This is a genomic window from Flavobacterium hydatis (genome assembly GCF_000737695.1).
Classification (GTDB): domain Bacteria; phylum Bacteroidota; class Bacteroidia; order Flavobacteriales; family Flavobacteriaceae; genus Flavobacterium; species Flavobacterium hydatis.
On sequence record NZ_JPRM01000013.1, the window covers coordinates 1 to 12,520 of the forward strand.

Below are 12,520 nucleotides of genomic sequence, written 5' to 3' on the forward strand. Positions count from 1 at the left end.
ATTGTAAGATTATATTATTTTTTGGCTTTTGTTTCTGGTATTACTACCTTTTTCTTATAAATAGGGATGAAATAAGAAACAGTATAATTAAAACCAATTCCGAAATTACCGTTATATGTTCGGTTGAATCCTGGAATATAAAGATTATCAAAGTTGTCTGGTTTTTTGTTTGTAACCAATGTTTTTAATTGCACACTGAAACCTACAAATATATTGTTGACTACTTTTACTTTTACTCCTGCATTTACTTCTAGCCAACTTGCAGATAACCCACTAAATTTTTGACCTGAAACCTCAGGAGGAAGTTCTCCCCAATACGGATCTGAGTTGTATATTTTGTATGTATTTAATTCTTGACTAAATGTACTGAAACCATAACGTAAACCAATTGATATTATGTTTTCCATATCAAGCCAGTTTTCATACAAATTATAATCGAATCCAGCTTTTAGGTAAGTACCTTTTGCAGTTGAGTTCATTCTGTCATCATCGGTAGTTTTATTTTCGACACCCATTTCGGCAGCTAGATAATACTTTTTAGATAATCGATAATCTCCTACAAATTCTACACCTTTATAGTCAGAATCATATAAACCACGAGTTAGTTTATATAAATCGACACCTACGCGTACTCCATAACGGTCTGTTTTTGCAGGAATACTGTCTTTTTTAGCTTCCTGTTTAGTCTCTTTTTTAGGAGTTGTCTTTACAGGTTTTTCTTCTGTTTTGGGTGTTATCGGATTTTTGGTTGCAGGTGTTTCTTGGGCTTGAACCAAAAACAAAGACAACATAAGGCAAAAACTAAAAATATACTTTGATGTGTGTTTCATTTTCTAATTCAATGTTAAACTTTTCTACAGTAACAACTTGCATCCAAAAACCTTCAAGATTATCAGAATCGGTGTGAACAAATGGTATTCTTGGATCTAATTGAAAAGTAGTTTTATAACCACATGCTCTAGAAACAAAAATATTTTGATGAGTATAATTAAATGTCAATCTATCTTCGTTTATCAAAGCCGCATTTGGATCATTATAATTTAGAATAAAACGATACGTTGTGCTTTCTGCATTTGTTTTAAGCGGGATAGAAATCTTATTTCCATTAGTGATGTACTTGTCTGACTCAATAAGTGCATTCTCATTAAAGATAATACCATCAGTCATCTTTTCGCCAATCACTTTTAGGTTTCTTACGTTTTTAGGAACAGAAGTATTGCCACGGTCATAAAAAGAAATTACCAATCGAGGTGTCGTAGGTGTATTGGCATCACAAATATCATCTTTCTCACATCCTGAAAAAGCGAAGGCAATTATGATTATTATAGAAAGTATTTTTTTCATTTATTGTTTGTGATTTATGCTTCACACGTTTTTGTTTATTTAGAACTTAGCGAAGTTCCAAAAGTACAACATTTTCTACGTGATGTGTTTGCGGGAACATATCTACTGGTCTTACGCGGGTTACTTTGTATTTTTCGTCCATTAACGCTAAGTCACGTGCTTGCGTAGCCGAGTTACAGCTTACGTAAACTACCTTTTTTGGAGCAATTTTCATAATTTGTTCAATTACGTCTTTGTGCATTCCGTCACGAGGTGGATCGGTAATAATAACGTCTGGTTTACCGTGTGTAGCAATAAAACTTTCGTTAAACACAACTTTCATGTCTCCAACAAAAAACTCACAATTGGTAATATTATTGCGTTCAGCATTTGCTTTAGCGTCTATAATTGCTTCTGGAACACTTTCTACACCAATTACTTTTTTTGCTTTTTTAGATACAAATTGAGCAATTGTTCCTGTTCCTGTGTAAAGATCATAAACTGTTTCATTGCCAGAAAGACCTGCAAAGTCACGTGTTATTTTGTATAACTCATAAGCTTGATCAGAATTGGTTTGGTAAAAGGATTTTGCATTGATGCTAAATTTTAAACCTTCCATTTCTTCCAGTATGTAATCTCTACCTTTATATAGTTTCACATCCTGATCATAAATAGTATCGTTTGCTTTTCCGTTTACAACATATTGTAGTGATGTAATTTGCGGGAATTTTTCGTAAAGATGATCTAAGATTAATTCACGATTAGCTTTATCTTCTTCAAAAAACTGAATCAATACCATGATTTCTCCAGTCGAAGCTGTACGAATCATAAACGTTCTTAATAAACCAGAATGTTCTCTTGGGTTAAAGAATGCTAAATTATGTTCATTAGCAAAAGCTCTGATTTCGTTTCTAATTGCATTAGATGGATCTTCTTGTAGATGACATTTATTAATGTCTAGGATTTTATCCCACATTTTAGGAATATGAAAACCTAATGCATTACGATTTCCTAAATCTTCGGTGCTATCAATTTCTTTTTCGGTTAACCAACGGCTATTCGAAAATGAAAATTCCATTTTATTTCTGTAAAAAAACTGTTTTTCTGAACCTAAAATATTTTCAAATTCCGGAAGCTCAATTTTTCCTATACGTTGTAAGTGATTTTTAACCTCATTTTGTTTGTAATACAACTGTTGGCTGTATTTCATGTTTTGCCATTTACATCCTCCACAAACACCAAAATGCTCGCAAATTGGTTCGATGCGATGTTCTGATAATTCATGAAATTTCACGGCTTTTCCTTCATAATACGCTTTACGCTTCTTAAAGGTTTGCACATCTACCACATCTCCCGGAACTACGTTCGGGATAAATATTACTTTTCCGTCGGGAGCTTTTGCTACCGATACGCCTTTTGCTCCAGCATCAAGGACTTGTATTTGATGAAAGACAACTTTGTCTGTATTTTTTCTTCCCATAGCGCAAAAATAAGGGTTTGTAAACTTTTATAAATTTAATTTGGGAAAAATTTTATCAATTTCTTTTATTTAACATTTATTTTGTGTTTAAAAGTTAACTTTGTTTTAATCTAGAACCCCAAATTCTATGGCTTATCAGGAACTTATACTATTTTTATGAAGTTGTATCACATCTTGTCGAAGATTAGTTTTTTGAAGAAAAGTTATGCATTTAAATTTCTCTTTGTTGCTTTTATAGGCATTCATATTCCGTTAATCGGGATTTTGTTTTTTGTTCTTTATGGTAACAATACAGTTTCGGCTAATTCTATTTTAATTTTTTCTTTAATCATGACCTTGTTTGCTACTCTGGTTACGTTGGTGGTTATAAGTCAATTAATAAAGCCAATTGTTGTAGCGTCTAAAGCATTGGATAATTATAGAACTGCTCGAAAGTTATCTGTTTTGCCATCTCAATACGAGGATGAAGCTGGATTATTAATGCGTAATATTCAGGAATCTATCGATGAAGCGGAGAGTTTTATAAATGAAAAGCAGGATTTGATTTATATGATTTCTCACGATTTAAGAAATTTTGCAGGAAACCCTCAAGGATTGGCGAGACTTATTATTGAAGAGAATCCATCAGAATCGGTTAAGAACATGGCCGAATTAATTTGCGAGTCAACAGATTTGCAGTTTCGATATATCGAAAATTTCATTAAATTATTAAAACAGCAAGATGAAATTGCTAAATCTAGTTCGGTACTAAAAACAATTCAGATAGCGCCAATTCTTCCAGCTGTAAAAGAGCAAGTATCTCAGCTTTTGGCTCAAAAAAATATTAAGTTGGTTTCGGATATTACTGTTGACGAAGCTGTGCTTAAAATAGATGAAGGATTGCTAATTCAGGTTCTTGTAAATTTGATAAGTAATGCCATAAAATTTTCTTACTCAGGAAGCGAAATCTTATTGCGTATTTTTGAGGATAATGAGAAGTTAGTTTTTACTGTTTCGGATAATGGAACTGGTTTTGATCAAAGCCAAATAGAAGAGTTATTTAAAAAGTTTACCAAAATGAGTAAATTAGGAACTGCCAACGAAACTTCTACAGGTATTGGACTTTATTTATGTAAAAAGATAATAGATAAAAACGGTGGTAAATTAAGTGCAATGAGTCTTGGGAGAAATAAAGGAGCAACTTTTACAATCGTTTTTCCTTATAATAATTCTGAGAAATTAATTTTTTAAGGTTCAAAGGTTCTGAGTAACAAAGGTTCAAAGATTTTTTTGTGTCAAGTCCAGAGTCTTTGCAATTTTGTGTCTTTTTTTAAGGTTCTAAGAAAACAAAGTTGCAAAGATTTTGTAGCAAGTTTTTAAAAACCTTAGTACCTCAGAACCTTTGAAACTTTGAACCTTTCTTTATTAATCAAATAAATCGGAAGATAAATAACGATCGCCACGATCACAGATTACGGCTACAATTACTCCAGATTCTAGTTGATTAGCAATTTTTAAGGCTACAGCAACAGAACCTCCGCTACTCATTCCTGCAAAAACACCTTCTTCTAGCGCTAATCTTTTAGTCATATCGCGTGCTTCTTGTTCGCTTACATCTACAATAGTATCTACTTTTTTTGCATCAAATATTTTTGGTAAATATTCTATTGGCCATTTTCTTATTCCTGGAATTTGAGATCCATCGCTAGGTTGCGCTCCTATAATTTGAATATTCGTATTTTTCTCTTTAAGATAAGTCGAAGTCCCGATAATTGTTCCTGTAGTTCCCATTGCCGAAACAAAATGAGTTACTTTTCCATCGGTATCATTCCAGATTTCTGGGCCAGTAGTTTTATAATGTGCTTTCCAGTTGTCTTCGTTTGCAAACTGATTAAGCATAATATATCCGCCTTCGGCAACTTTTCTTTCGGCATAATCTCTAGAACCGATTATTCCTTCGCTAGCAGGTGTTAAAATAACTGTAGCGCCATAAGCACGCATAGTTTGTACACGTTCTTTGGTAGAATCTTCAGGAAGTATTAATTCGATATCAATACCCATTAATTGTGCAATCATTGCAAGTGCAATTCCAGTATTACCACTTGTTGGTTCGATAAGTTTGTCACCTTTTTTAATATCGCCTCTTTCCATTGCAGAAAAGATCATATTATATGCAGCTCTGTCTTTTACACTTCCGCCAGGATTATTTCCTTCAAGCTTTAATAAAAGTTTGACGTTTTTGTTTTTAACTAAATTCACTGTTTCCATCAAGGGGGTGTTTCCTATCAGGTTTACTAATGTATGAGTGTTCATATTATCTTTTTTCTTTTACTTTAACTTCGGTTGTAGTAGTATTGGTTACAATTGATTTTTCTGGGATAGATTTGGTAATCCATGCATTTCCGCCAATAATACTGTCTTTGCCAATAGTGGTTTCGCCACCTAATATTGTTGCGTTGGCATAAATGCAAACATTTTCTTCGACAGTAGGATGTCTTTTAGCATTTTTCATTTCCTTAGTAATGCTTAATGCTCCTAAAGTTACACCTTGATATATTTTTACGTGCTTTTTTATAACTGTTGTTTCGCCAATTACAATTCCTGTTGCGTGATCAATAAAAAACGGCGAAGCAATTGTTGCGCCTGCATGAATATCAGTTCCTGTAATTCGATGAGCATATTCGCTCATTAATCTTGAAAACAATAATAAGTCCAGTTTGTATAATTCGTGGCTTAGTCTGTATATGGCAATAGCGTAAAAGCCAGGATAAGCCAGGTATACTTCTTCAATGCTGTTTGATGCGGGATCATTCTCTAAAATATATGTTGCGTCTTGAATTAATTTTTCCAAAACTGTAGGTAGTTTTTCTAGAAACTTTTCCCAAATCGATTCACATGAATTTTCTGATTTTTTGCAAGCTATTATCGCAATTTCTTTAAAGCATTTTTCAAGTTCATTGATGCTTTTATCTAAAGGAGCATTAGAGTCAAATAGCGTATAAAAAAGCTTCTCAGTAAAATCTTCCGTCTTAGTTTTGATTCCGTAGTTTATAGAATAGTGGCTCTTTAAAGCACTTATGTTTTGGATAATCATATTTTTTGTCACAATTATAAAATTGAATTGTTAGTTTGAAATGTTAAAAGTAATGTGTTTTTTGTAAATAGAGGTAGTAATTAGTTAAAGAAATTAGTCATTAACATTCTGTTTACAATATTAAAAAATAGTAAGACAGGATTAAAGTTGTTATTATAAAGCGAATTAAAAGAGTAAATTAGCTTATATAAATTTATTAAAATGAAAACAAACGGAATGTTTAAAAGTGCACTTTCGCATATTTCTTATCCTGAAAGTGAAAAAGTCTCAGGGAAGTCCATACAAAGTCCAATATTGGCATTAATTGTTGCAGCTTATCCATCATTTACAAGAGAAGGATATATTTCGATACATGAATTGAATATATTTCGGGAAAAATACATTTCTAATTATTTATCTGAAGAAATTGGTGTTCTTTCTAATCTTGAAAAGAACGTTATAGGATCTTTAACCGATGAAAAAATATTGGTAAGTGCAGTTGAAGATGAAGTGGAATCAAGAAGTTTTGGCCAGAAAATAGCAGACAAAGTTGCAGATTTTGGTGGAAGCTGGACCTTCATTATTCTATTTGTAATTTTTATAATGTTATGGATTTGTATTAACATTTATATTTTGACAAATAAAGGTTTCGATCCTTATCCATTTATATTGCTTAATTTGATTTTGTCATGCGTTGCTGCTTTACAAGCTCCGGTAATTATGATGAGTCAAAATCGTCAGGAAGAAAAAGACCGTGATAGAGCTAAAAAGGATTATATGATTAACCTAAAATCAGAGTTAGAAATAAGAATGATGCATGAAAAATTAGATCATTTAATTTTGCATCAGCAGCAAGAATTAATCGAAATTCAGAGAGTACAAATCGAAATGATTAATGATATTTTGAATCAGCTAAAAAAATAATTTTCTGATTTAGGAGAAGATTAATAATAGTGTTTGTATGTATAACCGAGCACCATAATGATGCTATTTAGAATTCCAAAAATCCAAAGGGGCTTTTTATAATTTCGACTTTTATCAAAGAAATATAATGCAATAATTCCTAGAAAAATCAGGCTGGAATAAAGCGCAGGATACATCTCAAAAGCGGCTTTAAAATCACCTTGAAAAAGTAAGAATAAAGCGCGCTGAAAACCGCATCCTAAACACTCAATTCCAAAGAGTGTTTTGCTTAAGCATGGCAGCATGTATTTTTCTAAATTCAAGAGATTTGGTTTTTACAATTTTACAAAAAATACTCGAATGCATTTCAAGAATAATTAAATCGTATTTTAAAGTTGATTACTTTTGGAACCTGATAACTTATTAAAATGAAAAAACTAAGAATCCCAATAATGATAATTGCAATTTTGGTTGCATTATATGAACAGTCATCTGCAAACAAAAATATTTATATTACAATTATTGCGATTGTAATTTTTATGATAGGGATGATGCAATTAAGCGCAAAAACACCAAGTAAGAATCAAGATAACGAAGAGCAAGATGTTGAATAAAGGAGATAAAGTTTCGGTTCTGGACGAAGCGATAAATGGAGTAGTCTTATCAGTTAAAAATAACGAAGTGGCTATAGAAACTGAGGACGGATTTACGATGACATTTTTTGTCAATGAGTTGATTAAAATTCAAGATTCCAGCAACTTAATGAATTCTATTAAAAGAATTAATGTAAGTGAGATTACAAAAGAGAAAGAAGAGCCAAAAGCAAGGAGTTTTGTAAAAGAACGCAAGGATAAACGTGAAATTCCAGCTCCGGAATTTGATTTACATATCGAGAAATTGGTTCCAAATAAGCACGGAATGTCTAATTATGATATTCTGACGTTACAGACAGAAACAGCTAAACGACACATTGAATTTGCAATTAGAAATCGCATTCCTAAGATTGTTTTTATTCATGGTGTTGGTGAAGGAATTTTAAAAGCCGAACTTGATTTTTTGTTAGGCCGTTATGACGGAATCAATTTTCAGGATGCCAATTATCAAAAATACGGCTTAGGAGCAACGGAAGTTTATTTTGTACAAAATGCTAAATAGAGTACATTTTAGAGCTTAAAATAAATTAGAAATAAGCATAAAAAAACGTCTGTTTTTAAAGAGAATTTCAATTTGAAACTCAATTTAAAAACAGACGTTTTTTGTAAGAATATATTCTTTGGTGACTAATTAGGAAATCCTCTTTAAAAAGAATGTTTTTAGCAATTCTTTTTAAAGAGATTTTTAGTTTTTAATGATCTCGCCTAAGGCATAAGTATCACCTAGTTTGAAGACATTTGTACCTTTTTGTAGTGAAACTTTTCTAAGTGTTATGGTGTGTTTATAACCTGTCCCAAAAGTTGTAGTTGCAACTTCTATAATACCGCTTTCTCCAGCAACACCATTTATACCTGCCCATGTGTCGACTATAGAAGGATTGGCAGGAGGAATAGCATTACAGAAATAATCCGGTGTTAAAACACCGCCTTTATAAGTACGATATATTACTTTATTTGTTGTGTCATTGATTAATCCAGTTCTCGGTGCATCAGGAGCTGTGACTACATTTACGATTAAGGTTGGGTCGATATTATCGATTGTAATTGATTCTGAAGTGCCAGTATTAAAATTGTATACTCGTTTTGAATCCAGACATTGCCCTGCGTTAGCTGCTAGGAAAGGTGTAGCTAAAGTAGCAGGACTTACAGGAACTGTATAAGTTCCAAATGAAAAGGATTCGTAAGTTTGAGGTCCACTAGGTTTATCAAATGTAATATTTCTGAAAATGATACTATAGTTGTATGCTTTTATACGTGTACTATTATTGGTTTCATTAGGGACTATATCAGGAGTTGTGAGAACACTGATTAAACCAGATGTTGCTATCCATTCTTCAATTACAGTAGGAGTTGCAGGAGGGATAACGGCACAAATATCATTTTGCTCAATTTTTCCATTATAGGCGCGATAAATAACGCGTTTAGTAGTAAGGTCAATGTCGTAAAATTGTGGTACTGTATTAGGTTGGCCATTAAAAATGTTTTTAGGCACGTAGAGTAATAATGATTCTTTTTCTTTTAGTTTAAAAAGTAGAGTGTTTAAAACTGTGTCATCAGTAGGGCAATTAAATGTTGTGGTATCTTGAAAATTAATGATGTCAACCGATAAATCTCCATCATCACAACCGTTTAATAGAAAGGCAAATAATAATATGCTTGCAATTTTTTTCATTATGTTTTTATTTGGGTCAAAAATAGTGAAAAAATTGATAATTGATATTTAAGAATAGACAATTGATATTTCATAACTTTGCCACAATGAAAAAAGTATACCTCGATAACGCCTCAACAACTGCCATACGTCCAGAAGTCATTCAGGAAATGACCAGAGTAATGACAGAAGATTATGGAAATGCATCATCGCCACACAGCTTTGGGCGAAATGCTAAGACAATTTTAGAACTTTCAAGAAAGAGTATTGCTAAACAATTTAATTGTTCGGCACAAGAGATTATTTTTACTTCTGGTGGTACCGAAGCTAATAATTGGATACTCCGTTCGGCTGTAAAAGATTTAAAAGTTGAGCGTATTATTACTACCAAAATCGAACATCATGCTGTTTTGCATACCGTTTTGGTATTAGAATCAGAATATAATATTCAGGTTGATTATGTAAACATTAATCCTGATGGATCTATAGATTTAACTCATTTATCGAATTTACTCTCGGATGAGAAGAAAACATTGGTGAGTTTAATGCATGTAAATAACGAAACAGGGACTGTTTTAGACCTAGAGAGAGTAAGTGTTATATGTAAGCAATACGGAGTATTATTTCATTCGGATACAGTGCAATCTGTAGGTAAGGCTAAAATTGATTTACAAAGTGAATTATTGGATTTTATTGTAGCAAGTGCACATAAGTTTCATGGGCCTAAAGGAATTGGTTTTGCTTTTGTTCGAAAAAATTCGGGATTGCAACCATTGCTTTTTGGAGGAGAACAAGAAAAAGGTTTACGAGCAGGGACTGAAGCTGTACATCAGATTGCTGGAATGGCAAAAGCGTTGACACTTTCGTATGAAAACTTAGAAGTTGAAAAAGAATATGTTTTGGGATTAAAAACATATTTAATCAATCAATTAGAAAAAGAACTGTCAGGTTTTAGAATTAACGGGAAGCAAGATGATTTTTATACAATCTTAAATATAATACTGCCTTTTTCGGCAGATAAAACGGCAATGTTGTTGTTTAATCTCGATATGAGGGGAATTGCTGTTTCTAGAGGAAGCGCTTGCCAATCTGGAAGTATTAGGCCATCGCATGTTTTAAAAGAAATGCTTTCTGAAGATGATTTAAAACTTCCGAATTTGCGAATTTCTTTAAGTCATTATAATACCAAGGAAGATATCGATTGGTTAATTGAAAGTTTGAAACTAATTGATAATTAACAATCGTTAATTATCAATTAGTTCTAAATTACTTACGGATTACCTTTACTTGAGAATCACTTGTAAGTTTTATAATTGTAGATGGTTTTCCTGCTACTTTGTCGTGATATAAATTTACTACATAATCAACACCTTTAATAATTTCAGGATTAATATCCTTGAATGCTATTGGAGTAGGTTGTCCAGAAATATTAGCCGAAGTTGATACCAATGGCTTTTTCATTCGCTCTAAAAGTTTAAAACAAAAAGGCTCTTTTACTATTCTAATTCCTAAAGAATTATCTGGTGCGATAATATTAGGAGCTACATTTCGTGGTTTATCTAAGATAATTGTTGTTGGTTTTTCGGATAAATCTATGATTTGCCAAGCAACTTCAGGAATATCTTTAAATACATTATACATCATTTTCTCGCCATTCATTAGGCAAATCATGCTTTGAGTTTCTGCTCTTTGCTTTAATTTATATATTTTGGCAACAGCTTCAGGATTTGTAGCATCACAACCAATTCCCCAAACAGTATCGGTTGGGTAAAGTATAATTCCGCCATTTTTAATGACTTCGTATGCGTTGAGAATTTCGGTGTTTAAGTCTTGACTCATAAGTTTGAATTTAAATGAGAAATATTTTTAAATAATAACAGTAAACTGATATTACGATGTTAGTTTGTTTATAATTTGAACAATTTTCTCTAAATCTTCAGGAGTAAGTCCTACGTAAAGCGGTAAACATACTATTCGTGATGCGATAGATTCAGATATAGGCATTACATCACCTTTTGTGTAATCGATGGTGTTTAGCGATGGATAGAAATAACGTCTAGGAACTATATTTTCTTTTTGTAATTCTTCTTGAACTCTTAATAATGTAGTTTCAGAATCAAACAATAAAGGATAATAGCTATGATTCCAGGCAGTGTTTTCTCTAATTTTTATGCTCTTTAAGTTGCTGAAATTTAGATTTTCATTGTAAAAATCAGTTACTTTTTTTCTTTCAGAAATAATGTGTTCCATATATGGGAAAATTGCTAATCCCATAGCTGATTGTAATTCAGATATTTTAGCATTTATTCCGAGTCCATGAAAAGCAAGAGGACCATTATGTCCAAAATTGTGACTGTAAAATAATTGATGCTGTGTTTCATCATCATTACAGAACATGGCTCCACCTTCTCCTGTATGGAATAATTTAGTAGCATGAAAACTACAAGTGCTTACATCTCCAAAATTAAAGATAGATTGGTTGTTGTATGTAACGCCAAAACAATGTGCAGCATCATAAATAACTTTAAGATTGTGTTTTTTTGCAATAGCTTCTATGATATTTACATGACATGGATTCCCGAAAACATGAGTTGCTAATATTGCAGTTGTTCTAGGAGTTATTGCAGCTTCAATCTTAGTTTCATCTATTGTTAAATATTCAGGATGAATGTCTACAAAAACAGGAGTACAATTTTCCCACACAATTGCAGCCGAAGTGGCAACATATGAAAAAGGGGTTGTTATTATTTCACCTCCTTTACCAAATAACTTTAATGCAATTTGTATTGGGATTGTACCGTTATTAGTAATTGTTAGGTTAGAAACACTAAGATAATCTTTAAGTTTTTGTTCTAGTTCTAATGTCAGTTCACCGCGGTTTGTGAGCCAAGCTTTATCCCACGCACGTTTTACATAAGAATTGTATTCTTCTTGTGGAGGTAAAAAAGTTTTGGTTACAGGAATCATTTAATTATGGATTTAGTGAGTTTAATTAACCGTTAAGGGTAAACTATTGTTATATTTGCGGGGTAAAAATAGGAAAAGAAACCTAATTTATTAGTATAAGTCAATATTATAAAAGAAGAAGAAATATTCTTAAAGTCAGACTTGTTTGAACAACAATATTTTAAGAATGGTTTTTCTTGTACAATCAGGAACATTTTTTATAGACTTATTACAGAATTTAAATACATAATAAACCCAAAATAAAATTAAGAATACTATGGAAATCAACACTTTTTTGCAAAATTTTGCAGACATTTTAGATGATACAGATGCAACATTAATAAAACAAGAAACTGTTTTTAGAGATTTAGAAGAATGGGATTCATTAACAGCTTTATCATTAATTGCTATGGCAGATGAAGAATATTCAGTAAAATTAACTGGAGATGATATTAAATCTTCAAATACATTAAACGATATCTTCGAAATAATAAAAAATAAAGGGTAATTGA

At 32.0% G+C, this 12,520-nt stretch carries 15 protein-coding genes; 6 read left to right on the forward strand and 9 right to left on the reverse strand.

The genetic code is table 11. From position 1 onward, the window contains the following. Positions 1-14: 14 nt before the first annotated feature. Genes IW20_RS09200 through rlmD form a run of 3 tightly spaced genes read right to left on the reverse strand, consistent with a single transcriptional unit; the run spans position 15 to position 2,803 of the window. A complete protein-coding gene (locus IW20_RS09200) occupies positions 15-830 on the reverse strand; it encodes a DUF6048 family protein (protein WP_035621183.1) in 816 nt (271 codons plus the stop codon). Then, the gene (locus tag IW20_RS09205; RefSeq protein WP_035621185.1) at positions 802-1,344 is read right to left on the reverse strand and encodes a DUF6452 family protein; all 543 of its coding nucleotides are present in this window, start codon (positions 1,342-1,344) and stop codon (positions 802-804) included. Before IW20_RS09205 ends, IW20_RS09200 begins: the two co-directional genes overlap by 29 nt. Before the next feature lie 46 nt (positions 1,345-1,390). Beyond that, positions 1,391-2,803 carry a 23S rRNA (uracil(1939)-C(5))-methyltransferase RlmD gene (gene rlmD / locus IW20_RS09210; RefSeq protein WP_035621187.1) on the reverse strand — a complete coding sequence of 471 codons (1,413 nt, stop codon included), beginning with the start codon at positions 2,801-2,803 and terminating at the stop codon, positions 1,391-1,393. Between the two features lie 192 nt (positions 2,804-2,995). Between rlmD and IW20_RS09215 the strand changes: the two genes are divergently transcribed. Then, the gene (locus tag IW20_RS09215; RefSeq protein ID WP_240478471.1) at positions 2,996-4,033 is read left to right on the forward strand and encodes a sensor histidine kinase; all 1,038 of its coding nucleotides are present in this window, start codon (positions 2,996-2,998) and stop codon (positions 4,031-4,033) included. 174 nt (positions 4,034-4,207) lie between these two features. Here the strand turns inward: IW20_RS09215 and cysM are convergent, their stop codons facing one another. Further along, the gene (cysM, locus tag IW20_RS09220) at positions 4,208-5,095 is read right to left on the reverse strand and encodes a cysteine synthase CysM (protein ID WP_035621191.1); all 888 of its coding nucleotides are present in this window, start codon (positions 5,093-5,095) and stop codon (positions 4,208-4,210) included. Position 5,096: 1 nt separating this feature from the next. Continuing rightward, positions 5,097-5,888, reverse strand: coding sequence for a serine O-acetyltransferase EpsC (gene epsC, locus IW20_RS09225; protein ID WP_035621194.1), 792 nt, complete (start codon positions 5,886-5,888; stop codon positions 5,097-5,099). A gap of 189 nt (positions 5,889-6,077) precedes the next feature. On the opposite strand from epsC, the gene IW20_RS09230 reads away from it, so the two are divergent. Then, the gene (locus tag IW20_RS09230; protein ID WP_035621196.1) at positions 6,078-6,779 is read left to right on the forward strand and encodes a DUF1003 domain-containing protein; all 702 of its coding nucleotides are present in this window, start codon (positions 6,078-6,080) and stop codon (positions 6,777-6,779) included. A 20-nt stretch (positions 6,780-6,799) separates the two neighbouring features. Here the strand turns inward: IW20_RS09230 and IW20_RS09235 are convergent, their stop codons facing one another. Beyond that, complete coding sequence (locus tag IW20_RS09235; RefSeq protein ID WP_035621198.1) at positions 6,800-7,081, reverse strand: DUF2752 domain-containing protein; 282 nt, start codon at positions 7,079-7,081, stop codon at positions 6,800-6,802. 105 nt (positions 7,082-7,186) lie between these two features. On the opposite strand from IW20_RS09235, the gene IW20_RS09240 reads away from it, so the two are divergent. Together IW20_RS09240 and IW20_RS09245 are read left to right on the forward strand one after the other, a co-directional pair. Continuing rightward, positions 7,187-7,372, forward strand: a complete 186-nt coding sequence (locus IW20_RS09240) for a hypothetical protein (RefSeq protein ID WP_035621200.1) — start codon at positions 7,187-7,189, stop codon at positions 7,370-7,372. Next, a complete protein-coding gene (locus IW20_RS09245) occupies positions 7,362-7,913 on the forward strand; it encodes a Smr/MutS family protein (RefSeq protein ID WP_035621202.1) in 552 nt (183 codons plus the stop codon). Before IW20_RS09240 ends, IW20_RS09245 begins: the two co-directional genes overlap by 11 nt. A 183-nt stretch (positions 7,914-8,096) precedes the next feature. Here IW20_RS09245 and IW20_RS09250 read toward each other — a convergent pair whose 3' ends face one another. Further along, positions 8,097-9,083, reverse strand: coding sequence for a hypothetical protein (locus tag IW20_RS09250; RefSeq protein ID WP_035621204.1), 987 nt, complete (start codon positions 9,081-9,083; stop codon positions 8,097-8,099). Between the two features lie 86 nt (positions 9,084-9,169). Here IW20_RS09250 and IW20_RS09255 point away from each other — a divergent pair, with 86 nt between their 5' ends. Next, the gene (locus IW20_RS09255) at positions 9,170-10,300 is read left to right on the forward strand and encodes a cysteine desulfurase family protein (protein ID WP_035621206.1); all 1,131 of its coding nucleotides are present in this window, start codon (positions 9,170-9,172) and stop codon (positions 10,298-10,300) included. Between the two features lie 28 nt (positions 10,301-10,328). Here IW20_RS09255 and IW20_RS09260 read toward each other — a convergent pair whose 3' ends face one another. Then, positions 10,329-10,901: an L-threonylcarbamoyladenylate synthase gene (locus IW20_RS09260; protein WP_035621208.1), complete on the reverse strand. Its 573-nt coding sequence runs from the start codon at positions 10,899-10,901 to the stop codon at positions 10,329-10,331. A gap of 51 nt (positions 10,902-10,952) precedes the next feature. Next, positions 10,953-12,029, reverse strand: coding sequence for a DegT/DnrJ/EryC1/StrS family aminotransferase (locus IW20_RS09265; protein WP_035621210.1), 1,077 nt, complete (start codon positions 12,027-12,029; stop codon positions 10,953-10,955). Positions 12,030-12,285: 256 nt separating this feature from the next. Here IW20_RS09265 and IW20_RS09270 point away from each other — a divergent pair, with 256 nt between their 5' ends. Beyond that, positions 12,286-12,516, forward strand: coding sequence for a phosphopantetheine-binding protein (locus IW20_RS09270; RefSeq protein ID WP_035621212.1), 231 nt, complete (start codon positions 12,286-12,288; stop codon positions 12,514-12,516). Positions 12,517-12,520 lie beyond the last annotated feature (4 nt).

Coding starts and splice junctions, on each gene's coding strand:
- IW20_RS09200 (WP_035621183.1), bottom strand. CDS start 830: ATGAAACACACATCAAAGTATATTTTTAGTTTTTGCCTTATGTTGTCT.
- IW20_RS09260 (WP_035621208.1), bottom strand. CDS start 10,901: ATGAGTCAAGACTTAAACACCGAAATTCTCAACGCATACGAAGTCATT.
- IW20_RS09250 (WP_035621204.1), bottom strand. CDS start 9,083: ATGAAAAAAATTGCAAGCATATTATTATTTGCCTTTCTATTAAACGGT.
- IW20_RS09265 (WP_035621210.1), bottom strand. CDS start 12,029: ATGATTCCTGTAACCAAAACTTTTTTACCTCCACAAGAAGAATACAAT.
- IW20_RS09270 (WP_035621212.1), top strand. CDS start 12,286: ATGGAAATCAACACTTTTTTGCAAAATTTTGCAGACATTTTAGATGAT.
- cysM (WP_035621191.1), bottom strand. CDS start 5,095: ATGAACACTCATACATTAGTAAACCTGATAGGAAACACCCCCTTGATG.
- IW20_RS09240 (WP_035621200.1), top strand. CDS start 7,187: ATGAAAAAACTAAGAATCCCAATAATGATAATTGCAATTTTGGTTGCA.
- IW20_RS09205 (WP_035621185.1), bottom strand. CDS start 1,344: ATGAAAAAAATACTTTCTATAATAATCATAATTGCCTTCGCTTTTTCA.
- rlmD (WP_035621187.1), bottom strand. CDS start 2,803: ATGGGAAGAAAAAATACAGACAAAGTTGTCTTTCATCAAATACAAGTC.
- IW20_RS09255 (WP_035621206.1), top strand. CDS start 9,170: ATGAAAAAAGTATACCTCGATAACGCCTCAACAACTGCCATACGTCCA.
- IW20_RS09245 (WP_035621202.1), top strand. CDS start 7,362: ATGTTGAATAAAGGAGATAAAGTTTCGGTTCTGGACGAAGCGATAAAT.
- IW20_RS09230 (WP_035621196.1), top strand. CDS start 6,078: ATGAAAACAAACGGAATGTTTAAAAGTGCACTTTCGCATATTTCTTAT.